The sequence below is a fragment of the Citrobacter sp. Cf072 genome (genome assembly GCF_030334485.1).
GTDB classification, from domain to species: Bacteria; Pseudomonadota; Gammaproteobacteria; order Enterobacterales; family Enterobacteriaceae; genus Citrobacter; species Citrobacter freundii.
This window is the reverse complement of sequence record NZ_JAOWDX010000036.1, coordinates 1-23,319: the sequence shown is the minus strand read 5'-3', so window position 1 is coordinate 23,319 and position 23,319 is coordinate 1. Positions and strand designations below refer to the sequence as shown.

23 protein-coding genes are annotated in these 23,319 nt (G+C 51.8%); 17 read left to right on the top strand and 6 right to left on the bottom strand.

From position 1 onward, the window contains the following. Window position 1: 1 nt before the first annotated feature. The 3 genes from OGX66_RS05060 to OGX66_RS05050 form a co-directional block, all read right to left on the bottom strand. On the bottom strand, window positions 2-643 hold the full coding sequence (locus OGX66_RS05060; protein ID WP_223232911.1) for a hypothetical protein: 642 nt from the start codon (window positions 641-643) through the stop codon (window positions 2-4). Then, a complete protein-coding gene (locus tag OGX66_RS05055; protein WP_223232912.1) occupies window positions 607-1,188 on the bottom strand; it encodes a hypothetical protein in 582 nt (193 codons plus the stop codon). Before OGX66_RS05055 ends, OGX66_RS05060 begins: the two co-directional genes overlap by 37 nt. Before the next feature lie 215 nt (window positions 1,189-1,403). Further along, window positions 1,404-2,213, bottom strand: a complete 810-nt coding sequence (locus tag OGX66_RS05050; protein WP_049002230.1) for a dienelactone hydrolase family protein — start codon at window positions 2,211-2,213, stop codon at window positions 1,404-1,406. Window positions 2,214-2,478: 265 nt separating this feature from the next. Here OGX66_RS05050 and udp point away from each other — a divergent pair, with 265 nt between their 5' ends. The 9 genes from udp to tatD all read left to right on the top strand — a co-directional run bounded on the left by udp (window position 2,479) and on the right by tatD (window position 10,420). Further along, window positions 2,479-3,240: a uridine phosphorylase gene (udp, locus tag OGX66_RS05045; RefSeq protein WP_003017903.1), complete on the top strand. Its 762-nt coding sequence runs from the start codon at window positions 2,479-2,481 to the stop codon at window positions 3,238-3,240. Window positions 3,241-3,380: 140 nt separating this feature from the next. Continuing rightward, the gene (gene rmuC, locus OGX66_RS05040; protein ID WP_003017901.1) at window positions 3,381-4,811 is read left to right on the top strand and encodes a DNA recombination protein RmuC; all 1,431 of its coding nucleotides are present in this window, start codon (window positions 3,381-3,383) and stop codon (window positions 4,809-4,811) included. A gap of 94 nt (window positions 4,812-4,905) precedes the next feature. Further along, on the top strand, window positions 4,906-5,661 hold the full coding sequence (gene ubiE, locus OGX66_RS05035; protein ID WP_003017897.1) for a bifunctional demethylmenaquinone methyltransferase/2-methoxy-6-polyprenyl-1,4-benzoquinol methylase UbiE: 756 nt from the start codon (window positions 4,906-4,908) through the stop codon (window positions 5,659-5,661). A 13-nt stretch (window positions 5,662-5,674) separates the two neighbouring features. Beyond that, entirely contained in the window at window positions 5,675-6,280 is a 606-nt protein-coding gene (ubiJ, locus tag OGX66_RS05030; protein WP_088902899.1) for a ubiquinone biosynthesis protein UbiJ, read from the top strand. Then, on the top strand, window positions 6,277-7,917 hold the full coding sequence (gene ubiB, locus OGX66_RS05025; RefSeq protein ID WP_088902898.1) for a ubiquinone biosynthesis regulatory protein kinase UbiB: 1,641 nt from the start codon (window positions 6,277-6,279) through the stop codon (window positions 7,915-7,917). The genes ubiJ and ubiB overlap by 4 nt, the downstream gene beginning before the upstream one ends. 78 nt (window positions 7,918-7,995) lie before the next feature. Further along, complete coding sequence (gene tatA, locus OGX66_RS05020; RefSeq protein ID WP_088902897.1) at window positions 7,996-8,250, top strand: Sec-independent protein translocase subunit TatA; 255 nt, start codon at window positions 7,996-7,998, stop codon at window positions 8,248-8,250. 3 nt (window positions 8,251-8,253) lie between these two features. Then, window positions 8,254-8,802 (top strand): Sec-independent protein translocase protein TatB, encoded by a 549-nt coding sequence (tatB, locus tag OGX66_RS05015; RefSeq protein WP_003841235.1) that lies wholly within the window; start codon window positions 8,254-8,256, stop codon window positions 8,800-8,802. Between the two features lie 2 nt (window positions 8,803-8,804). Next, on the top strand, window positions 8,805-9,596 hold the full coding sequence (gene tatC, locus OGX66_RS05010) for a Sec-independent protein translocase subunit TatC (protein ID WP_003017884.1): 792 nt from the start codon (window positions 8,805-8,807) through the stop codon (window positions 9,594-9,596). A gap of 41 nt (window positions 9,597-9,637) precedes the next feature. After that, window positions 9,638-10,420, top strand: coding sequence for a 3'-5' ssDNA/RNA exonuclease TatD (tatD, locus tag OGX66_RS05005; RefSeq protein ID WP_088902896.1), 783 nt, complete (start codon window positions 9,638-9,640; stop codon window positions 10,418-10,420). A 5-nt stretch (window positions 10,421-10,425) separates the two neighbouring features. Here tatD and rfaH read toward each other — a convergent pair whose 3' ends face one another. Then, window positions 10,426-10,914, bottom strand: coding sequence for a transcription/translation regulatory transformer protein RfaH (gene rfaH, locus OGX66_RS05000; RefSeq protein ID WP_003017881.1), 489 nt, complete (start codon window positions 10,912-10,914; stop codon window positions 10,426-10,428). Between the two features lie 204 nt (window positions 10,915-11,118). On the opposite strand from rfaH, the gene ubiD reads away from it, so the two are divergent. From ubiD to OGX66_RS04980, 4 genes are all read left to right on the top strand, one after another. Continuing rightward, window positions 11,119-12,612 (top strand): 4-hydroxy-3-polyprenylbenzoate decarboxylase, encoded by a 1,494-nt coding sequence (ubiD, locus tag OGX66_RS04995; protein ID WP_003841240.1) that lies wholly within the window; start codon window positions 11,119-11,121, stop codon window positions 12,610-12,612. A 40-nt stretch (window positions 12,613-12,652) separates the two neighbouring features. Continuing rightward, on the top strand, window positions 12,653-13,354 hold the full coding sequence (fre, locus tag OGX66_RS04990) for an NAD(P)H-flavin reductase (protein WP_003017873.1): 702 nt from the start codon (window positions 12,653-12,655) through the stop codon (window positions 13,352-13,354). A gap of 227 nt (window positions 13,355-13,581) precedes the next feature. Beyond that, window positions 13,582-14,496 (top strand): ROK family protein, encoded by a 915-nt coding sequence (locus tag OGX66_RS04985; protein WP_088902895.1) that lies wholly within the window; start codon window positions 13,582-13,584, stop codon window positions 14,494-14,496. Window positions 14,497-14,503: 7 nt separating this feature from the next. Then, complete coding sequence (locus OGX66_RS04980; protein ID WP_103798250.1) at window positions 14,504-15,484, top strand: LacI family DNA-binding transcriptional regulator; 981 nt, start codon at window positions 14,504-14,506, stop codon at window positions 15,482-15,484. A gap of 178 nt (window positions 15,485-15,662) precedes the next feature. Here the strand turns inward: OGX66_RS04980 and fadA are convergent, their stop codons facing one another. Next, window positions 15,663-16,826: an acetyl-CoA C-acyltransferase FadA gene (fadA, locus tag OGX66_RS04975; protein WP_088902893.1), complete on the bottom strand. Its 1,164-nt coding sequence runs from the start codon at window positions 16,824-16,826 to the stop codon at window positions 15,663-15,665. A 9-nt stretch (window positions 16,827-16,835) separates the two neighbouring features. Beyond that, a complete protein-coding gene (gene fadB, locus OGX66_RS04970) occupies window positions 16,836-19,025 on the bottom strand; it encodes a fatty acid oxidation complex subunit alpha FadB (protein WP_003017855.1) in 2,190 nt (729 codons plus the stop codon). A 189-nt stretch (window positions 19,026-19,214) separates the two neighbouring features. Between fadB and pepQ the strand changes: the two genes are divergently transcribed. Genes pepQ through hemG form a run of 4 tightly spaced genes read left to right on the top strand, consistent with a single transcriptional unit; the run spans window position 19,215 to window position 23,207 of the window. Next, window positions 19,215-20,546: a Xaa-Pro dipeptidase gene (pepQ, locus tag OGX66_RS04965; RefSeq protein ID WP_003841250.1), complete on the top strand. Its 1,332-nt coding sequence runs from the start codon at window positions 19,215-19,217 to the stop codon at window positions 20,544-20,546. After that, entirely contained in the window at window positions 20,546-21,160 is a 615-nt protein-coding gene (locus tag OGX66_RS04960; RefSeq protein ID WP_003841252.1) for an IMPACT family protein, read from the top strand. The genes pepQ and OGX66_RS04960 overlap by 1 nt, the downstream gene beginning before the upstream one ends. 38 nt (window positions 21,161-21,198) lie before the next feature. Beyond that, window positions 21,199-22,650 (top strand): Trk system potassium transporter TrkH, encoded by a 1,452-nt coding sequence (gene trkH, locus OGX66_RS04955; protein WP_003017848.1) that lies wholly within the window; start codon window positions 21,199-21,201, stop codon window positions 22,648-22,650. Between the two features lie 11 nt (window positions 22,651-22,661). Further along, window positions 22,662-23,207 carry a menaquinone-dependent protoporphyrinogen IX dehydrogenase gene (hemG, locus tag OGX66_RS04950; RefSeq protein ID WP_003017846.1) on the top strand — a complete coding sequence of 182 codons (546 nt, stop codon included), beginning with the start codon at window positions 22,662-22,664 and terminating at the stop codon, window positions 23,205-23,207. Window positions 23,208-23,319 lie beyond the last annotated feature (112 nt).

The window sequence follows — 23,319 nt, the reverse complement described above, 5'->3', positions numbered from 1 at the left end:
GTTAAATCAATGGTTTGAAAACCATCCCTCCAAAAAATCTATTGATGAAGAAATTAATGTTCTTTTCTCTCTTTATTTGCTCACCCACCTCTCCCCAGGAAAATAGGCGCAAACTTACTTTCCTGTTAGCATCTTCCGTTACCTCTCCATCCCATACAATCCAGTGTGATGGAACAGTTAGACTCGATTCACTGGATGTCAAAAGCCCATCAGCGATTAACGTGATAACTTTATATCCTTGTTTGAAGTAGGCGTTTAGCTTTCTTATATCTTGGATATTCCCTCTGGTAATCCCAACGTTATCAAATATTTTCACATAGCCCGCCTTTTCAAACCATCCGGCTACGGTATCCCACATCGAAATACCTGATATTTCGTAATTTATACTATCATAACTGAGCACTGTATTTTCAGAGTCTCTAAGACTTGCGAGGGTTAACCAGTCGAGTCCAGAAATAAGAGGGACGGCTGGTTGAGATGATTCATCGTAAAATTTTCCTGAGGGATTACGGCAGTTCTCACTGGGTGTAATTTGCAGGGAGCCAATTTTTGTTCGACCATAGAGCCATAAGTCGTTTGCTGCCTGTATATAAATATCTGGCCTATCTATTTGCAGGCAGTAAAAAAAACTGCAGGACCGCATAAACTACTCCTGCTTTGGTTGGGGAAATTCATATGATGAAACCGAAGGAAGGCGTCCTCCTCAAGCTTCTTTTTTGAAAAAGGGTCATTAGCGCTATCTTCTGGATATTCATTTGCAATAAATGCTCTTCCATGATTCGATATAGTTATCGTTTTTATATTTTTCCCTTCACTTTCCAGTTGAGTCCTACCATTCGAAACATAATAACAAGGATTTTCTCTTTTCACCTGTGAAAAAGCTCTGCCGGTACTTAGCTCTTCTAACGTGTACATTTTCCTGAATGGTGTGACAGAAACACATGTTGTTTGTAGCATGTTGGTCCGATATAACGTTATCTCTATAATATATATGGTTGAAACTGGATCGTTTGTGTCTTCAGTATCATGTTTTTGTGTTTCATAGTTGCTCTTTAATTTTTGTCTTTTTACATCGAGCAATATGGTCTTGTTATGGTTTCCATCCATTCGGTAAATTAATAAGTCATAAAGGATATAATCAGGAGGGACATTGGAATTAATTTTTGAACTGACTTTGTATATAGGCATAAATGAGATCCAAAACGTGTATTGAAATATATTTTATATCACAAGGTATTCTTGGTATGTGAGTTTTTTGATGATCTTTTATATTAATTTTTTAATTTATTTTACACGCCAGAGATAATGGAGATACATAATTAATTTGTATCTTATCTGTTTTAGATTTCATTAAAATTATTATTTGTGTATTTATTGCCGCCTAAAAAAGGCGGCAATATTGTTCAGATCTTTTTACCCACGTATTGCGCGAACCACTCCAGCATTCTCTGCCAGCCGTCTTTCGCGGACTCTTCGTGATAGCTCGGGCGATAATCGGCGTTGAAGGCATGTCCGGCATCGGGATAGACCACGATTTCCGCTTTCGCATTGGCGGCGCGTAGCGCCTGACGCATTGTTTCAACGGTATCTTGCGGAATGCTGGTATCCTGGCCGCCATAAAGTCCCAAAACGGGGGCGTTAAGATCGGTTGCGATATCAACGGGATGTTTCGGCGAGTTGAGGGTTTTATCACCCACCAGTTTGCCATACCACGCCACGGCCGCTTTTAACTGCGGATTATGTGCGGCATACAACCAGGTAATGCGTCCACCCCAGCAGAATCCAGTGATCATCAGTTGGTGCGCATCTCCTCCGTTGCGGGAGGCCCAGCTGGCGACGTGGTCCAGATCGGCCAGTACCTGAGAGTCAGGCACTTTGGCGACAAGGCCGCTGAGCAGCGTGGGGATGTCGGCAAAGTCATTGGGATCGCCTTCGCGAAAATAGAGTTCTGGTGCGATAGCCAGATACCCTTCCAGAGCCAGACGGCGGCAAACGTCACGAATGTGCTCATGAATACCAAAAATCTCCTGCACGACAATGACCACGGGAAGCAGGCCATCGGTTTGTTTTGGTCGTGCGTGATACGCTGGCATATCATCGCCTTGTGAAGGTATGGACGTTACACCGGCGATAATTTCGTTATCCGGAGTGTGAACCGTGGTAGACGTCGGTGGAGATACAGCAGGTGCAAAGCCAGATTGTCGTGTTGTCATGGTATTCTCCGTACCCTTAAATATTCAGCCAAAAAGCGCATTGTTAACTATAGACACATGCAACGAACCACATTGCCTTAAACGGGCTATCTTTTGTGCAGGGCTTCCTTACATCGCATCATTTATGTGATATGCATCACTATTTGATGGTAATTGAATGCAATTGATTTACATCAGAGTGATGACTGTCACGAAAATATGTTCATGCCTTCGGTAAAGTGTGTTTTTGCTTCTTCTGACAAAACCGATTCACAGAGGAGTTTTTATGTCTAAGTCTGATGTTTTTCATCTCGGCCTCACTAAGAGCGACTTACAAGGGGCTACGCTTGCTATCGTCCCTGGCGACCCGGAGCGTGTGGAAAAGATCGCCGCGCTGATGGATAAGCCGGTTAAGCTGGCATCTCATCGCGAGTTCACTACCTGGCGTGCTGAGCTGGATGGTAAAGCCGTGATCGTTTGCTCTACCGGTATCGGCGGCCCGTCAACCTCTATTGCCGTTGAAGAACTGGCACAACTGGGCATTCGTACCTTCCTGCGTATCGGTACGACTGGCGCTATCCAGCCGCATATCAATGTAGGTGATGTCCTGGTCACCACGGCGTCTGTCCGTCTGGACGGCGCAAGCCTGCACTTCGCGCCAATGGAGTTCCCGGCCGTTGCGGACTTCGAGTGCACCACTGCGCTGGTGGAAGCGGCGAAATCTATCGGCGCCACTACCCACGTGGGCGTTACCGCATCTTCTGACACCTTCTACCCGGGCCAGGAACGTTACGACACCTTCTCTGGTCGCGTCGTGAGCCGTTTCAAAGGCTCGATGGAAGAGTGGCAGTCTATGGGCGTTATGAACTACGAAATGGAATCTGCCACGCTGCTGACCATGTGCGCAAGCCAGGGTCTGCGTGCCGGTATGGTCGCGGGTGTTATCGTGAACCGTACTCAGCAAGAGATCCCTAATGCGGAAACGATGAAACAAACAGAAAGCCATGCGGTAAAAATCGTGGTGGAAGCTGCGCGTCGTTTACTGTAATTCTCCCGTCTATTCAAAAAGGCCGACGCGTTCGGCCTTTTTATTTTGCGTAGTACCTCGCAGGAAATTCCTTTTAAACTGGACGTTTATACAGCACAATTCTATTTTGTGCGGGTAAGTCGTTGCTGTAAGGGGGCGTTGTGGATATTTCAATTATGATGAGTGCCGTGCTGGCGTTAGCCGCAGGGCTGCTGGTTGGGTGGCTGGCAACAAAAGCGCACGCCGACAGGATCCGTGCCGATCTCATCGAAGAACGACGTGAACTGGATATCGCGCTAAGTGCCGCCCGGCAACAACTCTCACAGGAAGCCCACTGGCGTGATGAGTGCGAACTGCTTAATAACGAATTGCGCAGCCTGCACAGTATCAACACCTCTCTGGAAGCTGATCTCCGTGAAGTCACTACCCGGCTGGAAGCAACGCAACAGCATGCGGAAGATAAGATCCGTCAGATGATCAACAGCGAACAGCGCCTGAGCGAGCAATTTGAAAATCTGGCGAACCGTATATTCGAGCACAGCAATCGCCGCGTAGATGAGCAAAATCGCCAAAGCCTGAACAGCCTGCTGGCACCGCTTCGCGAACAACTGGACGGTTTTCGACGCCAGGTTCAGGATAGCTTTGGTAAAGAGGCACAGGAACGTCATACTCTGGCGCACGAAATTCGTAATCTCCAGCAACTGAATGCGCAGATGGCACAGGAAGCGGTAAACCTGACGCGGGCATTAAAAGGCGATAACAAAACGCAGGGTAACTGGGGCGAGGTCGTACTCACGCGGGTGCTTGAGGCTTCCGGTCTGCGCGAAGGCTATGAATACGAAACCCAGGTCAGCATCGAAAACGACGCCCGTTCGCGGATGCAGCCGGATGTTATTGTCCGATTACCGCAGGGCAAAGATGTGGTGATTGATGCGAAAATGACGCTGGTCGCCTATGAACGCTATTTTAACGCTGAAGATGAATTCACCCGCGAGAGCGCGTTGCAGGAGCACATCGCCTCGGTGCGCAACCACATTCGTCTGCTGGGCCGCAAAGACTATCAGCAGCTTCCGGGGCTGCGTACGCTTGACTATGTGCTGATGTTTATCCCCGTTGAGCCCGCTTTTTTGCTGGCGCTCGACAGACAGCCCGAACTGATTACCGAAGCGCTTAGAAATAACATTATGCTGGTGAGCCCTACCACGCTGTTGGTGGCATTGCGCACGATTGCCAACCTGTGGCGCTACGAGCATCAGAGTCGTAATGCGCAACAAATTGCCGATCGGGCCAGCAAACTTTATGACAAGATGCGGTTGTTTGTGGATGATATGTCGGCAATAGGTCAAAGCCTGGACAAAGCCCAGGATAATTACCGACAAGCGATGAAAAAACTCTCTTCCGGTCGTGGAAACGTCCTGTCGCAGGCAGAAGCGTTTCGCAGTTTAGGTGTAGAAATTAAGCGCGAGATTAATCCTGAGCTGGCTGAGCAAGCCACTACGCAGGATGAAGAATACCGCTTGCGCTCGGTCCCTGAGACGCAACAAGATGCGTCTTACCCCGATGGTGAAGCGGTAAATCAGCAATCAAACTAGTCCATTTGGGGTAGTTGAACCCGGCAGAAGGGTAGGGCAGATTGGCCCAATCTGTTACACTTCTCGAACATTTTTTGGATGAGCAGGCACTGAGATGGTGGATAATTCACAAGAAACGACGCACTTTGGCTTTCAGACCGTCGCTAAAGAGCAGAAAGCTGACATGGTGGCCCACGTTTTTCATTCTGTGGCCTCTAAATATGACGTTATGAATGACTTAATGTCATTTGGCATTCATCGTTTGTGGAAGCGCTTCACCATTGACTGCAGTGGCGTGCGTCGCGGGCAAACCGTTCTCGATTTAGCAGGCGGTACCGGCGATCTGACGGCGAAATTCTCTCGCATGGTAGGCGAAACCGGCAAAGTTGTGCTGGCGGATATCAATGACTCAATGCTCAAAATGGGTCGCGAAAAGCTGCGCAATATTGGTGTGGTGGGTAACGTTGAGTACGTTCAGGCGAATGCTGAAGCACTACCTTTCCCTGACAACACGTTTGACTGCATCACCATCTCTTTCGGTCTGCGCAACGTTACGGATAAAGACAAAGCATTACGCTCCATGTACCGCGTATTGAAGCCGGGCGGACGTTTACTGGTGCTGGAATTCTCCAAGCCGATTATCGAACCGTTGAGCAAAGCCTACGACGCGTACTCTTTCCATGTTCTGCCGCGTATAGGTTCAATGGTAGCAAGCGATGCGGACAGCTATCGCTATCTGGCGGAATCCATCCGCATGCATCCCGATCAGGACACCTTAAAAGCAATGATGCAAGATGCCGGGTTCGAAAGCGTTGATTACTACAACCTGACAGCAGGTGTCGTTGCGCTGCATCGTGGATACAAGTTCTGACAGGAGAGTGGGGATGCCTTTAAAACCCTTAGTGACCGCAGGCGTTGAAAATCTGCTCAACACCTTTCTGTACCGCTCTCCTGCGCTCAAGTCAGCCAGAACGCGTTTACAGGGCAAAGTGCTACGTGTTGATCTCAAAGGATTTTCAACATCGTTAGTCCTGGTGTTTAGTGAGCGCCAGGTCGATGTGCTGGGGGCGTGGGAAGGCGAAGCCGATTGCACCGTAATTACATATGCCAGTGTGTTACCGAAATTGCGTGACAGACAGCAACTCACCACGCTTATCCGCAGCGGTGAACTGGAAGTCCAGGGTGATATCCAGGTAGTACAGAACTTTGTTGCGCTGGCCGATCTGGCCGAGTTGGATCCTGCAGAACTGTTAGCACCCTATACCGGCGATATCGTCGCGGAAGGGGTCAGCAAAGTCTTGCGTGGTGGAGCGAAGTTCCTGTGCCATAACTTTCAGCGCCAGCAGCGCTATGTCGCCGAAGCGATCACCGAAGAGTGGCGCATGGCTCCTGGCCCACTAGAGGTTGCATGGCTTGCTGAAGAAACGGCAGCCGTTGAGCGCGCGGTTGAATCTCTGGCCAAACGGCTGGAAAAACTGGAGGCCAAATGACGCCAGGTGAAGTACGGCGCCTTTATTTCATCATTCGCACTTTTTTAAGCTACGGTCTTGATGAACTCATCCCCAAAATGCGAATCACGCTGCCGCTTAGGTTGTGGCGTTACTCGTTGTTCTGGATGCCCAACCGACATAAAGACAAACCGCTGGGAGAAAGGCTGAGACTGGCTTTACAGGAACTCGGCCCGGTGTGGATCAAGTTTGGGCAGATGCTATCCACCCGTCGTGACCTTTTCCCTCCGCACATCGCCGATCAGCTTGCGCTATTGCAGGATCGTGTTGCCCCGTTTGATGGGCTTAAAGCGAAAAAGCAAATCGAAGAGGCCATGGGCGGGCTGCCCGTCGAGGAATGGTTTGATGATTTTGAAATCACGCCGCTGGCATCTGCGTCTGTTGCTCAGGTTCACACTGCGCGATTGAAATCGAATGGCAAAGAGGTGGTGATCAAAGTTATTCGCCCGGACATACTGCCGGTCATCAAAGCGGATTTAAAACTGATCTACCGCCTGGCTCGTTGGGTTCCTCGTCTGCTGCCAGATGGACGTCGCCTGCGACCAACAGAAGTCGTCCGTGAATATGAAAAAACGTTGATTGATGAGCTAAATCTGCTGCGCGAATCGGCGAACGCCATTCAGCTACGACGTAATTTTGAAGATAGCCCGATGCTGTACATCCCGGAAGTGTATTCCGACTATTGCAGTCAGAACATGATGGTGATGGAGCGCATTTACGGTATCCCGGTTTCTGATGTCACCACGCTTGAGAAGAACGGCACCAATATGAAGTTGCTGGCTGAACGTGGTGTTCAGGTCTTCTTTACTCAGGTATTCCGCGACAGCTTTTTCCATGCGGATATGCACCCTGGGAACATTTTTGTCAGTTATGAGCACCCTGAAAACCCGAAATACATTGGTATTGATTGTGGGATTGTGGGCTCTTTAAACAAAGAAGATAAGCGTTACCTGGCTGAAAACTTCATTGCGTTCTTTAACCGCGATTACCGCAAAGTTGCTGAACTGCACGTGGATTCTGGTTGGGTTCCACCGGATACCAACGTAGAAGAGTTTGAATTTGCCATTCGTACCGTGTGCGAGCCGATTTTTGAAAAACCGCTGGCGGAGATTTCCTTTGGTCATGTGCTGTTGAATTTGTTCAACACTGCGCGCCGCTTCAATATGGAAGTCCAGCCTCAACTGGTATTGCTACAGAAGACGCTGCTGTACGTTGAGGGTGTCGGACGACAGCTCTACCCGCAATTAGATTTGTGGAAAACGGCTAAGCCATTCCTCGAATCCTGGATTAAAGATCAGGTTGGTATTCCGGCGCTCGTTAGGGCATTTAAAGAAAAAGCACCGTTCTGGGTCGAAAAAATGCCAGAAATACCTGAACTGGTGTATGACAGTTTGCGCCAGGGCAAATATTTACAGCACAGTGTTGATAAGATTGCCCGCGAGCTTCACGCGAATCATGTACGCCAGGGACAATCCCGTTATTTATTGGGCATTGGCGCAACATTGTTGCTAAGTGGAACATTCCTGCTGGTAAGCCGCCCTGAGTGGGGGCTTATGCCGGGCTGGTTGATGGCAGGCGGTGTCTTAGCCTGGTTAATCGGCTGGCGCAAAATGCGCTGAATTTTTCATCGCCCAAGGCAGGCCGTGTAACGTATACTACGGCCTTATTAATTCATCATCTATGACAGAGGAACATGTATGGGTGGTATCAGTATTTGGCAGTTGTTGATCATTGCCGTCATCGTTGTACTGCTATTTGGCACCAAGAAACTCGGCTCCATCGGTTCCGATCTTGGCGCATCGATTAAAGGCTTCAAAAAAGCGATGGGTGATGATGAGCCTAAGCAAGATAAAACCAGCCAGGACGCTGATTTTACAGCTAAATCCATCACCGATAAGCAGGGCGAAGTGAAAAAGGAAGACACCAAAAGCCAAGATAAAGAGCAGGTATAATCCGTGTTTGATATCGGTTTTAGCGAACTGTTATTGGTGTTCGTGATCGGCCTCATTGTCCTGGGGCCGCAACGATTACCCGTAGCGGTAAAAACGGTTGCTGGCTGGGTTCGCGCTTTGCGTTCCCTTGCAACTACTGTTCAGAATGAACTGACCCAGGAGCTTAAGCTTCAGGAGTTTCAGGACAGCCTGAAGAAAGTAGAGAAAGCGAGCCTGACAAATCTAACCCCGGAGCTGAAAGCGTCAATGGATGAGCTGCGTGAAGCGGCGGAATCGATGAAGCGTTCTTACAGCGTGCACGATCCTGAGAAAGCGAGCGATGAAGCGCACACTATCCATAATCCGGTGGTGAAAGAAGGTGAAGCGCAGCGAGAAGGGGTCACCCCTGCCGCCGCTGAAAATCAGGCCAGTTCGCCGGAGCAAAAACCGGAATCCACGGGTGCTAAAACGCCAGAGCCGACGGAAAACACTTCCGCTACGTTGATGGATGCAGAAAAGAAAGCTGCCGCACCTGTTGTCGAATCCTCACCCTCGTCGAGTGATAAACCGTAAACATGTCTGTAGAAGATACCCAACCGCTCATCACGCATCTTATTGAGCTGCGTAAGCGACTCCTGAACTGCATTATTGCGGTAATCGTGATCTTTCTGGCGTTGGTTTATTTTGCCAACGACATTTACCATATGGTTGCAGCGCCTCTGATTAAACAGATGCCGCAGGGTGCAACGATGATCGCCACCGATGTGGCTTCGCCGTTCTTTACGCCAATCAAGTTGACCTTCATGGTGTCGCTGATCCTGTCAGCGCCAGTGATCCTCTACCAGGTATGGGCATTCATTGCGCCTGCTTTGTACAAACATGAACGTCGCCTGGTTGTGCCGCTGCTGGTCTCCAGTTCGTTGCTGTTCTACATCGGCATGGCATTCGCCTATTTTGTTGTCTTCCCGTTGGCGTTTGGTTTTCTGGCCAACACGGCTCCGCAAGGCGTACAGGTATCAACGGACATTGCCAGCTATCTCAGTTTCGTCATGGCTCTGTTTATGGCTTTCGGGGTCTCTTTTGAGGTCCCTGTCGCCATTGTGCTGCTATGCTGGATGGGCATTACGACGCCAGACGATTTACGCAAGAAGCGTCCTTACGTTGTGGTAGGGGCATTTGTCGTCGGGATGTTACTGACCCCGCCAGATGTCTTCTCGCAAACGTTGTTGGCGATACCGATGTACTGCCTGTTTGAAGTGGGCGTTTTCTTCTCTCGTTTCTATGTCGGCAAGCGACGTACGCGAGATGAGGACAACGAGGCTGAAGAAGCAAAAGAAGCCGAAGCCACCGAGAAAACAGAAGAGTAAATTCAACCGCCCGTCAGGGCGGTTGTCATATGGGAGGTAGCATGTTTGACATTGGCGTTAATTTAACCAGTTCACAATTTGCAAAAGACAGGGATGATGTTGTGGCGCGCGCTTTTGCTGCGGGCGTAAACGGTATGCTTCTGACCGGAACAAACCTGCACGAAAGCCAGCAGGCGCTAAAGTTGGCACAGCATTATCCGCATTGCTGGTCCACGGCTGGCGTGCACCCGCATGACAGCAGCCAATGGCAATCCTCAACGGAAGACGAGATTATCGCGCTGGCAAACCAGTCTGAGGTGGTCGCTATTGGCGAGTGCGGTCTGGATTTCAATCGCAATTTCTCCACGCCGCAGGAGCAGGAACGTGCTTTTGAGGCGCAGCTGCGCATTGCTGCTGAACTGCAGATGCCGATTTTCATGCATTGTCGGGATGCCCATGGGCGTTTTCTGACGTTGCTGGAGCCGTGGCTGGATAGCCTCCCAGGCGCGGTGCTGCACTGTTTTACCGGAACGCGGCAGGAGATGCAGGATTGCGTGGACCGGGGACTCTATATCGGTATCACCGGCTGGGTCTGTGATGAGCGCCGGGGGATGGAACTGCGGGAACTGCTGCCGTTTATTCCGGTGGAAAGGCTGCTGATTGAAACCGATGCGCCTTACCTACTCCCTCGCGACTTAACGCCTAAACCGACGTCACGGCGCAATGAACCGGCGCACCTGCCACATATTCTTGAGCGTATTGCCCACTGGCGCGGGGAAAATCCTCAATGGCTGTCAGCAACCATTGATGCTAACGTCCGAACACTGTTCGAAGTGACCTTCTAAACGGCTTAAATTTTACGAAAGCCGGTATTTTTCACGCTCTGCTTAACCTCTTTATTCAACAGGTTAAGCAGTAGCATGGAACGTGCTTCGCCATCCGGTTCGGTGAAGATCGCTTTTAGCCCCTCAAACGCCCCTTCAGTAATAATCACGCTGTCCCCTGGCTGAGGAGTTTGCGGGTCAACAATTCCTTCAGGCTTGTAGATAGAAAGCTGGTGAATAACGGGAGAAGGAACTGTCGCAGGCGTCGCGCCAAAACGGACGAAATGGCTGACACCACGCGTGGCATTGATAGTGGTGGTGTGGATCACTTCCGGGTCGAACTCGACAAACATGTAATTAGGGAATAGTGGTTCACTGACTGTGGTACGTTTACCGCGCACTATTTTTTCCAGGGTGATCATAGGCGTCAGGCAGTTCACCGCCTGCCTTTCCAGGTGTTCCTGGGCTCGCTGAAGTTGCCCACGTTTGCAGTACAGTAAATACCAGGATTGCATAATAACTCTTATCCGCTTGTTCTGAGCGCCAGCATAGCAAAAGCCATGCGTTAAGTTAATTATACCCGCCTCAACGCAGGCTGAAACCCAATGGGTATATACTCCCAGGGCTTATATGTATCGCCAGAGTTCACGCTAATTTAACAAAAATACAGCATCACAATGATGAACGCCGTATAATGAAGCGCTTACGAAGAGGCCACAATGGACGCCATGAAATATCACGATTTACGCGACTTCCTGACGCTGCTTGAACAGCAGGGCGAACTCAAACGCATTTCGCTTGAGGTGGATCCCCACCTGGAAATTACTGAAATTGCCGATCGCACTCTGCGTGCCGGTGGGCCTGCGTTACTGTTTGAGAATCCGAAAGGCTATTCAATGCCGGTGCTGTGTAACCTGTTTGGCACACCAAAGCGTGTTGCGATGGGAATGGGACAAGAAGATGTCTCGGCGCTACGAGAAGTCGGTAAACTGTTGGCGTTTTTGAAAGAGCCAGAGCCACCGAAAGGATTCCGCGATCTGTTTGATAAGCTGCCGCAGTTTAAGCAGGTGTTGAACATGCCGACTAAGCGGTTGCGCGGTGCGCCTTGTCAGCAAAAAATCTACTCCGGCGATGACGTTGATTTAAACCGCATTCCGATTATGACCTGCTGGCCGGAAGATGCCGCGCCGCTGATTACCTGGGGACTCACCGTCACGCGTGGTCCGCATAAAGAGCGGCAGAATCTGGGCATCTATCGCCAGCAGCTGATTGGTAAAAACAAGCTTATTATGCGCTGGTTGTCCCATCGCGGCGGCGCGCTTGATTATCAGGAGTGGTGCGCGGCGCATCCTGGTGAACGTTTCCCGGTTTCAGTGGCGTTGGGGGCCGATCCTGCGACCATTCTGGGGGCTGTGACACCCGTTCCTGATACATTATCCGAGTACGCATTTGCCGGGCTGTTGCGCGGTACCAAGACCGAAGTGGTCAAATGTATTTCCAACGACCTGGAAGTGCCTGCCAGCGCAGAAATCGTACTGGAAGGGTACATCGAACCGGGCGAGCTGGCTCCAGAAGGGCCCTATGGCGATCATACCGGCTACTACAACGAAGTAGATAATTTCCCGGTCTTTACCGTCACCCACATTACCCAGCGTGAAGATGCTATTTATCACTCTACCTATACCGGACGTCCGCCTGATGAGCCAGCAGTGCTCGGCGTGGCGCTGAACGAAGTATTCGTTCCTATTCTGCAAAAGCAGTTCCCGGAAATCGTCGATTTTTACCTGCCTCCGGAAGGCTGTTCATATCGTCTGGCCGTGGTGACGATGAAAAAACAGTACGCAGGCCATGCCAAACGCGTCATGATGGGTGTTTGGTCGTTTTTGCGTCAGTTCATGTACACCAAATTTGTTATTGTCTGCGATGATGACGTTAACGCGCGCGACTGGAATGATGTAATTTGGGCTATTACTACCCGTATGGACCCCGCCCGGGATACGGTACTGGTAGAGAATACGCCAATTGATTACCTGGACTTTGCTTCGCCGGTTTCCGGCCTTGGTTCAAAAATGGGGCTGGATGCCACAAATAAATGGCCGGGCGAAACCCAACGCGAATGGGGACGTCCGATTAAAAAAGATCCTGAAGTGATTGCGCGTATTGACGCAATTTGGGATGAACTGGCCATCTTTAATGACGGCAAAAGCGCCTGAGGCGCGATCGTTTTGCCTATTGATCCGACAGAGAGAGCGCATGACAACCTTAAGCTGTAAAGTGACCTCGGTAGAAGCTATAACTGACACCGTATATCGCGTTCGTTTAGTGCCAGACGCGGCGTTTTCCTTTCGTGCTGGCCAGTATTTAATGGTCGTGATGGACGAAAGGGATAAGCGTCCGTTCTCCATGGCATCAACGCCGGACGAGCAAGGATTCATTGAGCTGCACGTTGGCGCCTCTGAGCTAAATCTTTACGCCATGGCCGTGATGGACCGTATTCTGAAAGACCGGGAAATCAAGGTCGATATTCCGCATGGCGAAGCCTGGCTGCGTGATGAAGACGAGCGCCCGCTGATCCTGATTGCCGGAGGTACAGGGTTCTCTTACGTGCGTTCTATTCTGCTTACCGCGCTGGCACGCAATCCCAACCGCGATATCACTATTTACTGGGGCGGGCGCGAAGAGAAGCATCTCTACGATCTCTCAGAGCTGGAAGCATTGTCGGTGAATCACCCGAACCTGCGTGTTGAGCCGGTGGTAGAGCAGCCTGAAGACGGCTGGCGTGGTCGTACGGGAACCGTGTTAACGGCAGTATTGCAGGATTACGGTACTCTGGCGGAACACGATATCTACATTGCCGGTCGTTTTGAGATGGCAAAAATCGCGCGCGACCTGTTCTGTAATGAGCGTCAGGCACGTGAAGATCGCCTGTTTGGCGACGCGTTCGCGTTCATTTAAGCGCTGTGCGCCGGAGTCCTTCCGGCGCATCCATCACCAACCTTACTTCTTCTAACAGGGTGCAAGCCCGGTCTCACTGCTCCTCTTTTCAGAACATTTTTAGTAAACATGTTTTTCCTATCTATTAACCATAAAACTGATTTTTTGTGACGGGTCTCATTTTGTTTAGTAAACAAAATGGGCAAGCTGTATCGCATCACATTGCTGGACATCAACGAGGGAAAACCATGAGGCTCGGACTGGATATCGGCGGGACTAAAATTGAAGCGGTGGTGATTGATAACGCGGGTGAAATTGTTTACCGCGAGCGATGTGCGACACCAAAGCAGAGTTACGGTGATTTTTTCCAGGCCGTGACGGAGATGATTTCTAAGGCCAAACTGGCCGTTAATCAGTCTTTATCGGTTGGTGTTGGAGTTCCTGGCGCGGTGGATAGCGAAGGTTTGATTAAGAATTCGAACATCCTGGTGTTGAATCAGCAGGCTTTTGCTCAAGACCTTGAGCGAGCGTTAGGAATACCCGTGCCTGTTACTAATGATGCCAACTGCTTTACCCTGTCGGAAGCGATGGACGGTAGCGGACACGGGCATAGCGTGGTATTTGGTGTGATCCTCGGTACCGGTTGCGGCGGTGGACTATGCATCGATAACCGTTTGATCTCCGGACCTAACGCCTGTGCAGGAGAGTGGGGCCATAATGCATTGCCGCGCTACCACGAATCTCGGGATGGGGCTGAAGTGACATGCTATTGCGGACAGGTGAACTGTATTGAGAGCTTTATTTCCGGCAGCGGCATGGAGCGTCAGTATATGAATCACACCGCACAACATGCAGATGTGCCACATATTATGCAGCGGGTAGAATCGGGTGATGCAGATGCCTGTTTGTTATGGGAACGCTATTGCGATCAGCTGGCGCGCGCGTTGGCGGGGGTGGTGAATACGCTCGATCCCGATGTTATCGTGCTGGGCGGTGGGGTATCCAATATCACTTTACTGTACTCAGGCTTGCAGGCGCGAGTGGCGCATTACGTATTTGGTAAACAGTGCCGTACGCCGATCGTTCAGGCCCGACACGGTGACAGCAGCGGCGTACGCGGCGCGGCCTGGCTGGGGGCACAAAAGGCCAGCGTAAATCAATGAGAGTGACATGACTAAACCTGTACGTATCAGGGACATTGCCGAAGCTTGTGGTGTCTCGGTTGGCGCGGTTTCCCGCGCCCTGAAAGGGCAGCCAGGGCTACGTGAAGATACCCGGCTGCGCATTATTTCTGTGGCGCAGCAGCAGGGTTATGATTTTTCTCGCCTGCGCGCAGACAAGATCAAACGAATCCTGTTTTTGCTGCACCGCCAGCACAATATCAGCCGGGCATTGCCGTTTTATTCTCAACTGCTGCTGGGGATAGAAGATAACTGTCGTGACCATGGTATTGCGCTGAGCTTTCTCTCCATTGGTCCAGGCGATGCAGTGAGTGAGCAGGTGATGTTGCACCAGCCTGATGCGCTGATCTGCGCGGGATTTTTTGAGCCTGAATTACTTGGCTTGCTGCAACAGATGAAACTGCCGTTGGTGCTGGTGGATCTCTGGGCGCCGGACCTGCCTTGCGTGAACCCGGACAATACCCAGGGCGGTTATCTGGCCACGCAACATCTGATTGCGCAAGGGCGCAGCCGTATCGCTTTTCTTGCCAGTTCGCTTGCGCACTACAGCATCCGTCAGCGCGAGAAGGGCTACCGTCAGGCATTGTATGAAGCCCGCTTGCTGATGCCGCCAGAGTATGAAGCCATTGCGCCGCCACTGCTGGATACCGAGCAATCTTTGGTGGAGGCGGTTAATGAATTGCTCAGTCTGCCAGAGCCGCCCGACGCCATTTTTGCCTATAACGACGCGGCAGCGCTGGTTGTTCAACGGGTGTGTGCGCAGCAGGGTATACGTATCCCGGAAGATCTTGCGTTGGTGGGGTTTGATGATATTGATGCTGCGGCCTGGTCACATCCACCACTCACCACCATTGCGGTTGATAAACAACAATTGGGGCGTGAAGCGCTGCGTTTATTGCTGGAAGAAAATCAGGAAGAGAATCTGCTGTTGCCGGTGCAGTTAGTGGTGCGTGGTAGTTCAGGGAAATAAAAAACCCGCCCCTGACAGGCGGGAAGAACGGCAACTAAACCTTTCCCCGTCATAATTCACTCTGCCTCTTTGTTGGCTGCCTTTGCTCACCCCGGTCACATAGTTATCTATGCTCCCGGGGATTCGCTCAGTTGCCGCCGCGATGCAGCGCGAATTATTTAGGGGAATTTATCTTTGATTAAACTCGCTCAAATACCGTTGCGATGCCCTGGCCTAACCCGATACACATCGTCGCCAGGCCAAACTGTACGTCTTTGCGTTCCATCAGGTTGAGCAGGGTGGTGCTGATACGCGCCCCGGAGCATCCCAGTGGGTGGCCCAGAGCGATCGCGCCGCCGTTGAGGTTGATCTTCTCGTCTATCTGCTCCATCAGTCCCAGATCTTTAATGCACGGCAGGATCTGAGCGGCAAAGGCTTCGTTCATCTCAAACAAGCCGATGTCGCTGGTGGAGAGTCCCGCTTTTTTCAGCGCCAGCTTTGAGGCCGGAACCGGACCGTAACCCATGATTGACGGGTCGCAGCCAACAACAGCCATCGAACGAATACGGGCACGCGGCGTCAGACCCAGTTCACGGGCGCGACTTTCACTCATGACCAGCATCGCCGCTGCGCCGTCGGAGAGCGCGGAGGAGGTACCGGCAGTGACCGTTCCACTAACCGGATCGAACGCTGGGCGCAGGGTGGAGAGCGCTTCAACGGTTGTCTCCGGGCGGATAACCTCATCGTAGTTAAACTGCTTCAGCACGCCGTCGGCATCATGACCGCCGGTCGGGATGATTTCGTTTTTAAATGCGCCAGACTGTGTTGCAGCCCAGGCGCGAGCATGTGAACGTGCGGCGAAAGCATCCTGCATTTCACGGCTGATGCCGTGCATGCGGGAGAGCATTTCTGCGGTCAGACCCATCATCCCCGCCGCTTTTGCTACGTTGCGGCTCATGCCCGGATGGAAATCAACGCCGTGGCTCATTGGTACATGGCCCATATGCTCCACGCCACCAATCAGGCACGCCTGAGCATCGCCGGTGATGATCATACGTGCCGCGTCGTGCAGCGCCTGCATTGATGAACCGCACAGGCGGTTCACGGTGACCGCCGGAACGGAGTGCGGGATTTCCGCCAGCAGCGCGGCGTTACGGGCGATGTTGAAACCCTGCTCCAGCGTTTGCTGCACACAGCCCCAGTAAATGTCATCCAGCGCAGTTGGATCCAGCGCCGGATTACGCGCCAGCAGGCTACGCATTAAGTGTGCGGAGAGATCTTCTGCACGCACGTTACGAAACGCCCCCCCTTTTGAACGGCCCATCGGGGTACGGATCGCATCAACAATTACAACCTGTTCCATTGTGACTCCTTAAGCCGTTTTCAGGCTGCCAACCGGGCGGGCAGGCTCAACCTGGGGATAATACGGTTCGTTATGGCGCGCCTTATCACGCAGACCAGCCGGAACTTCATACAGCGCTCCGAGGTGCTGATATTGCTGGGCCATATCGAGATACTTCGCGCTGCCGAGCGTATCCAGCCAGCGGAACGCGCCGCCGTGGAACGGAGGGAAGCCCAGGCCATACACCAGCGCCATATCGGCTTCTGCCGGGCTGGCGATAATGCCTTCTTCCAGGCACCGTACCACTTCGTTGACCATCGGGATCATCATGCGAGCGATAATCTCTTCATCACTGAATTCGCGTTTCGGCTGGCTGACTTCTGCCAGCAGATCATCAACGGTGGCATCCTCTTCTTTTTTCGGCTTGCCCTTGTTGTCTTCTTTATAACGCCAGAATCCAAGACCGTTTTTCTGTCCGAAACGGTTTGCATCAAACAGGGCGTCTATCGCGTCGCGATAATCTTTCTGCATACGCTGAGGGAAGCCTGCGGACATCACTGCCTGCGCGTGATGTGCGGTATCAATTCCCACCACGTCCAGCAGATAAGCCGGGCCCATCGGCCAGCCAAACTGTTTTTCCATGACTTTATCGACTTTGCGGAAATCTGCCCCATCGCGCAGCAGCTGGCTGAAACCGGCAAAATACGGGAACAGCACGCGGTTCACGAAGAAACCGGGGCAGTCGTTGACCACAATTGGCGTTTTGCCCATCTGGCTTGCCCATGCGACAACTTTGGCGATGGTTTCATCCGAGCTTTTCTCGCCGCGAATGATCTCAACCAGTGGCATGCGGTGTACTGGGTTAAAGAAGTGCATCCCACAGAAGTTTTCCGGGCGCTTGAGCGCGCTGGCCAGCTCGTTGATTGGGATGGTCGAGGTATTCGACGCCAGTACGGTGTCCGGGCGTACCTGATCTTCGGTTTCCGCCAGTACCGCTTTTTTCACTTTCGGGTTTTCCACGACCGCTTCAACCACCACGTCCACACGCTCAAAACCGCTATAGTCGAGGGTTGGATGAATAGTGGAAATCACGCCCGCCATTTTCAGACCGTCAATTTTGCCGCGCTCAAGCTGTTTGTTCAGCAGTTTGGCCGCTTCGGTCATGCCTAGCGTTAATGATTTGTCGTTGATATCTTTCATGACAACCGGCACGCCTTTCCAGGCTGACTGGTAAGCGATGCCGCCGCCCATAATGCCTGCACCCAGCACTGCCGCTTGCTTTGGTGCTTCAATATTTTTGGTGAGCTTTTTGGCTTTGGCTTTCACGAACTGATCGTTAAGGAAGATCCCAACCAGCGCGCGAGCTTCACTGGTGTGCGCCAGTGGCACAAAGCTTTTATTTTCCAGATTCAGCGCTTCTTCACGGCCAAAACGAGCCGCTGCTTCAATGGTTTTTACCGCGGTAATCGGTGCGGGGTAATGCTTACCTGCCGTCTGCGCCACCATGCCTTTGGCGATGGTAAAGCTCATAGCAGCTTCAATTTTGCTGAGTTTCAACGGCTCCAGCTTAGGCTGACGTTTGGCTTTCCAGTCGAGGTCGCCGTTAATCGCCTGACGTAATACCGCGATCGCGCCATCAAGCAGTTTGTCTTGCTTCACTACGCCATCGACCAGACCGATTTTTAGCGCCTGCTCAGCACCAACGTCTTTACCTGCCGCAATAATTTCCAGCGCGCTGTCCGCACCCAGCATACGTGGCATACGCACAGAGCCGCCAAAGCCCGGCATAATGCCCAGCTTGGTTTCCGGCAGACCAATGCGCAAGTCCGGCGTTGCCAGACGATAATCGGTTGCCAGGACACACTCGCAGCCACCGCCCAACGCATAGCCATTTACCGCTGAGAGGGTCGGAACAGGTAGATCTTCGAGGCGGTTAAAGACGCTGTTGGCAAAATGCAGCCACTGGCTCAGTTGCTCTTCAGGCACGAGGAACAGTGAAAGGAATTCGGTGATATCGGCACCAACAATAAAGGCTGCTTTGTTAGAGCGCAGCAGCAGCCCTTTTAAATTCGGTTGTTTTTCCAGCACATCAAGCGCATGGCCCAGGCTGGCAACGGTGGCCGTGTCGAGTTTATTGACCGAACCAGGGGCATCGAACACCAGTTCGGCGATGCCATCTTCCAGCCAGTCGAGGTACAGGGTGTCGCCTTTGTAAAGCATGTCAGTCTCCTGAATCCGCAAGGTGATCTGGTCATACCAGATGAATCGAAGTGTGTGTTTTATGTTAATAAAATGCAAATGAATGATTAAAGAAATGACGATTCGATCACGCTCGGCAGAAATCACGCACTCACAAAGCGATGTGCTAAGATGCGGAGACTTGAGGTCAAAAAAACAGAAGGGTAGAAAATGGAATCACTGGCCGCACTCTATAAAAATCATATCGTTACCTTACAAGAACGGACGCGCGACGCGCTGGAGCGCTTCAAGCTGGATGCGTTACTTATTCACTCAGGCGAACTTGTTAACGTCTTTCTCGACGATCATCCGTACCCGTTTAAGGTCAATCCGCAATTCAAAGCCTGGGTGCCTGTCACGCAGGTTCCTAACTGCTGGTTGCTGGTGGATGGCGTAAACAAGCCGAAACTGTGGTTCTACCTGCCGGTCGATTACTGGCACAACGTTGAGCCGCTGCCTACCTCTTTCTGGACGGAAGAAATCGAGATCATCGCGCTGCCGAAAGCGGATGGTATCGGTAGCCAACTGCCTGCTGCTCGCGGCAATATCGGTTACATTGGCCCGGTTCCGGAACGTGCCCTGCAATTGGACATTGCGGCCAGCAACATCAACCCGAAAGGGGTGATCGACTACCTGCATTATTACCGTGCCTATAAAACGGACTACGAACTGGCCTGTATGCGCGAAGCGCAGAAAATGGCGGTAAATGGACACCGTGCAGCAGAAGAAGCGTTCCGTTCCGGAATGAGCGAGTTTGACATCAACCTCGCTTACCTGACTGCCACCGGTCACCGCGACACCGACGTGCCATACAGCAACATCGTGGCGCTTAACGAGCATGCTTCGGTTCTTCATTACACCAAGCTGGATCATCAGGCGCCGTCTGAAATCCGCAGCTTCCTGCTCGACGCTGGCGCAGAATACAACGGCTATGCGGCAGACCTGACGCGTACCTGGTCGGCGAAAAACGACAACGACTATGCGCATCTGGTGAAAGACGTTAACGACGAAGAGCTGGCGCTGATTGCCACCATGAAAGCAGGTGCCAGCTACGTGGATTACCACATTCAGTTCCACCAGCGCATCGCGAAGCTGCTGCGTAAGCATCAAATCATCACCGATATGAGTGAAGAGGCGATGGTAGAAAACGATCTTACCGGGCCGTTTATGCCACACGGCATTGGTCACCAGTTGGGCCTGCAGGTACATGATGTCGCTGGCTTTATGCAGGATGACAGTGGTACCCATCTGGCCGCGCCGTCGAAGTATCCTTACCTGCGTTGCACCCGCGTATTGCAACCGGGCATGGTTCTGACCATCGAACCGGGCATTTACTTCATTGAATCTCTGCTGGCGCCGTGGCGTGAAGGGCAGTTCAGCAAACACTTCAACTGGCAGAAAATTGAAGCCCTGAAACCGTTCGGCGGTATTCGTATTGAAGACAACGTGGTGGTCCACGAAAACAATATCGAAAACATGACTCGGGATTTGAAACTGGCGTAATGGACAGTTGGTTAATCCCTGCGGGGCCGGTTAGCGTCGTCGAAGAGATCAAAAAAAGCCGCTTCATTACGCTGCTCGCCCATACGGACGGCGTAGAAGCGGCAAAAGCGTTTGTTGAATCAGTCAAAGCGGAACACCCGGACGCCCGCCACCATTGCGTGGCGTGGGTGGCGGGTGCGCCCAATGACTCGCAGCAGCTAGGATTTTCAGACGATGGCGAACCGGCGGGTACGGCAGGTAAACCGATGCTCGCACAGCTGATGGGGAGCGGTGTCGGTGAGATTACCGCTGTAGTCGTGCGCTACTACGGCGGTATCCTTCTCGGTACTGGAGGATTGGTAAAAGCCTACGGCGGCGGTGTGAATCAGGCGTTGCGCCAGTTAACGACACAGCGCAAGACGCCATTAACCGAATATACTTTGCAGTGTGAGTACGGTCAGCTGGCAGGCATTGAAGCTTTGCTGGGGCAGTTTGACGGTAAAGTCGTTGCCAGTGATTACCAGGCTTTTGTTCGACTCAGGGTGGCGCTTCCTTTTGCCAAAGTGGATGAGTTTTCGGCAAAACTGGCGGATTTTAGTCGTGGTTCATTGCAATTGTTAGCGATTGAAGAATAATCCCCACCTCATTTTAAAGAACTAAGGAAGCGGCAGAGATGCATTTTCGCGCCATCACCCGAATCGTTGGACTACTGGTCATCTTATTCTCGGGGACAATGATTATCCCTGGACTGGTAGCGCTCATCTACCGTGACGGGGCAGGGCGTGCATTCACCCAAACTTTCTTCGTTGCTTTGGCGATCGGCTCCATGCTGTGGTGGCCAAACCGTAAGGAGAAGGGCGAGCTGAAATCGCGCGAAGGATTTCTGATTGTCGTTTTGTTCTGGACCGTTCTGGGCAGCGTGGGTGCGCTACCGTTCATCTTTGCGGAAAGCCCCAACCTGACGATAACCGACGCTTTTTTTGAATCCTTTTCCGGATTGACCACCACCGGTGCAACGACGCTGGTGGGGCTGGATTCATTGCCACACGCGATTCTCTTTTATCGCCAGATGCTGCAATGGTTCGGCGGGATGGGGATCATCGTGCTGGCGGTGGCTATTCTGCCTATTCTTGGCGTGGGTGGGATGCAGCTCTATCGGGCAGAAATGCCGGGGCCGCTGAAAGATAATAAGATGCGCCCGCGTATTGCCGAAACGGCGAAAACGCTGTGGCTTATCTATGTATTACTGACGGTGGCGTGCGCGCTGGCGCTATGGTTTGCCGGGATGCCCGCGTTTGACGCCATTGGGCACAGTTTTGCCACGATTGCCATCGGTGGTTTTTCCACACACGATGCCAGCGTGGGGTATTTCGACAGTCCCACGATTAATACGATTATTGCTATCTTCTTGCTGATCTCCGGTTGTAACTACGGTCTGCACTTCTCTTTATTAAGCGGGCGTAGTCTGAAGGTTTACTGGCGCGATCCGGAATTCCGCATGTTCATCGGCGTGCAGTTGACGCTGGTGGCTGTCTGTACGTTGGTGCTGTGGATACACAATACCTATGGCTCGGCGCTCACGACGATTAACCAGGCCTTTTTCCAGGTGGTATCGATGGCGACGACTGCCGGATTTACCACGGACAGTATTGCCCGCTGGCCGCTGTTCCTGCCGGTGCTGCTGCTGTGTTCTGCTTTTATCGGCGGCTGTGCCGGGTCGACGGGGGGGGGCTTGAAGGTGATTCGTATCCTGCTGCTGTTTAAGCAAGGCAACCGCGAATTGAAACGACTGGTTCATCCGAATGCGGTTTACAGTATCAAACTGGGTAACCGTGCGTTGCCGGAGCGAATTCTTGAAGCCGTATGGGGATTCTTCTCTGCCTATGCGTTGGTCTTTATTATCAGTATGCTGGCGATTATTGCGACCGGCGTTGATGACTTCTCCGCGTTTGCCTCTGTTGTGGCAACGTTGAATAACCTGGGGCCTGGACTGGGGGTTGTTGCCGACAACTTTGCCAGTATGAACCCTGTGGCGAAGTGGATCCTGATTGCCAATATGCTGTTTGGTCGTCTGGAGGTCTTTACTCTGCTGGTGCTCTTTACCCCTACCTTCTGGCGTGAATAATGGAGTAACACGTGAAAACACTGATTCTTTTTTCTTCCCGGGACGGACAAACGCGTGAAATCGCTGAATATCTGGCTTCTGAACTCAAAGAGCTGGGCGTTTGGGCAGATGTTGTTAATTTGCATCGTACCGCGGAGCCGGACTGGCAAAATTATGACAGCGTGGTGATTGGCGCCTCGATTCGCTATGGTCATTACCATGCTGCTTTTCAGGAGTTTGTGAAAAAGCATGCCACACGGCTGAATTCGATGCCGAGTGCGTTCTACTCCGTAAACCTCGTTGCCCGTAAACCGGAGAAACGTACGCCGCAAACCAACAGCTATGCGCGTAAGTTCCTGATGAGTTCGCCGTGGCGACCAGATCACAGTGCAGTCATTGCGGGTGCTTTGCTGTATCCCCGCTATCGCTGGTATGACCGAGTTATGATCCAACTGATAATGAAGATGTCAGGCGGTGAAACGGATACGAATAAAGAAGTGGTGTATACCGATTGGGAACAGGTTGCGAGATTCGCGCGGGAAATAGCCCAATTAACCAACAAAACGTCGTTAAAATAAACGTAAAGAATAAAAAATACGCACTCGGAAGATTATTTTAAATTTCCCCTTGTCAGCCTGAAATAACTCCCTATAATGCGCCTCCACTGACACGGAACAACGGATTACAAGC

Bases quoted from the DNA above. Each gene is read 5' to 3' on its own strand.
- OGX66_RS05050 (WP_049002230.1), bottom strand. From the start codon at position 2,213: ATGACAACACGACAATCTGGCTTTGCACCTGCTGTATCTCCACCGACG.
- tatC (WP_003017884.1), top strand. From the start codon at position 8,805: ATGTCTGTAGAAGATACCCAACCGCTCATCACGCATCTTATTGAGCTG.
- fadB (WP_003017855.1), bottom strand. From the start codon at position 19,025: ATGCTTTACAAAGGCGACACCCTGTACCTCGACTGGCTGGAAGATGGC.
- rfaH (WP_003017881.1), bottom strand. From the start codon at position 10,914: ATGCAATCCTGGTATTTACTGTACTGCAAACGTGGGCAACTTCAGCGA.
- ubiJ (WP_088902899.1), top strand. From the start codon at position 5,675: ATGCCTTTAAAACCCTTAGTGACCGCAGGCGTTGAAAATCTGCTCAAC.
- ubiD (WP_003841240.1), top strand. From the start codon at position 11,119: ATGGACGCCATGAAATATCACGATTTACGCGACTTCCTGACGCTGCTT.
- OGX66_RS04960 (WP_003841252.1), top strand. From the start codon at position 20,546: ATGGACAGTTGGTTAATCCCTGCGGGGCCGGTTAGCGTCGTCGAAGAG.
- ubiE (WP_003017897.1), top strand. From the start codon at position 4,906: ATGGTGGATAATTCACAAGAAACGACGCACTTTGGCTTTCAGACCGTC.
- fadA (WP_088902893.1), bottom strand. From the start codon at position 16,826: ATGGAACAGGTTGTAATTGTTGATGCGATCCGTACCCCGATGGGCCGT.
- tatD (WP_088902896.1), top strand. From the start codon at position 9,638: ATGTTTGACATTGGCGTTAATTTAACCAGTTCACAATTTGCAAAAGAC.
- udp (WP_003017903.1), top strand. From the start codon at position 2,479: ATGTCTAAGTCTGATGTTTTTCATCTCGGCCTCACTAAGAGCGACTTA.
- OGX66_RS04980 (WP_103798250.1), top strand. From the start codon at position 14,504: ATGACTAAACCTGTACGTATCAGGGACATTGCCGAAGCTTGTGGTGTC.
- OGX66_RS04985 (WP_088902895.1), top strand. From the start codon at position 13,582: ATGAGGCTCGGACTGGATATCGGCGGGACTAAAATTGAAGCGGTGGTG.
- OGX66_RS05060 (WP_223232911.1), bottom strand. From the start codon at position 643: ATGCGGTCCTGCAGTTTTTTTTACTGCCTGCAAATAGATAGGCCAGAT.
- tatA (WP_088902897.1), top strand. From the start codon at position 7,996: ATGGGTGGTATCAGTATTTGGCAGTTGTTGATCATTGCCGTCATCGTT.
- pepQ (WP_003841250.1), top strand. From the start codon at position 19,215: ATGGAATCACTGGCCGCACTCTATAAAAATCATATCGTTACCTTACAA.
- ubiB (WP_088902898.1), top strand. From the start codon at position 6,277: ATGACGCCAGGTGAAGTACGGCGCCTTTATTTCATCATTCGCACTTTT.
- trkH (WP_003017848.1), top strand. From the start codon at position 21,199: ATGCATTTTCGCGCCATCACCCGAATCGTTGGACTACTGGTCATCTTA.
- OGX66_RS05055 (WP_223232912.1), bottom strand. From the start codon at position 1,188: ATGCCTATATACAAAGTCAGTTCAAAAATTAATTCCAATGTCCCTCCT.
- fre (WP_003017873.1), top strand. From the start codon at position 12,653: ATGACAACCTTAAGCTGTAAAGTGACCTCGGTAGAAGCTATAACTGAC.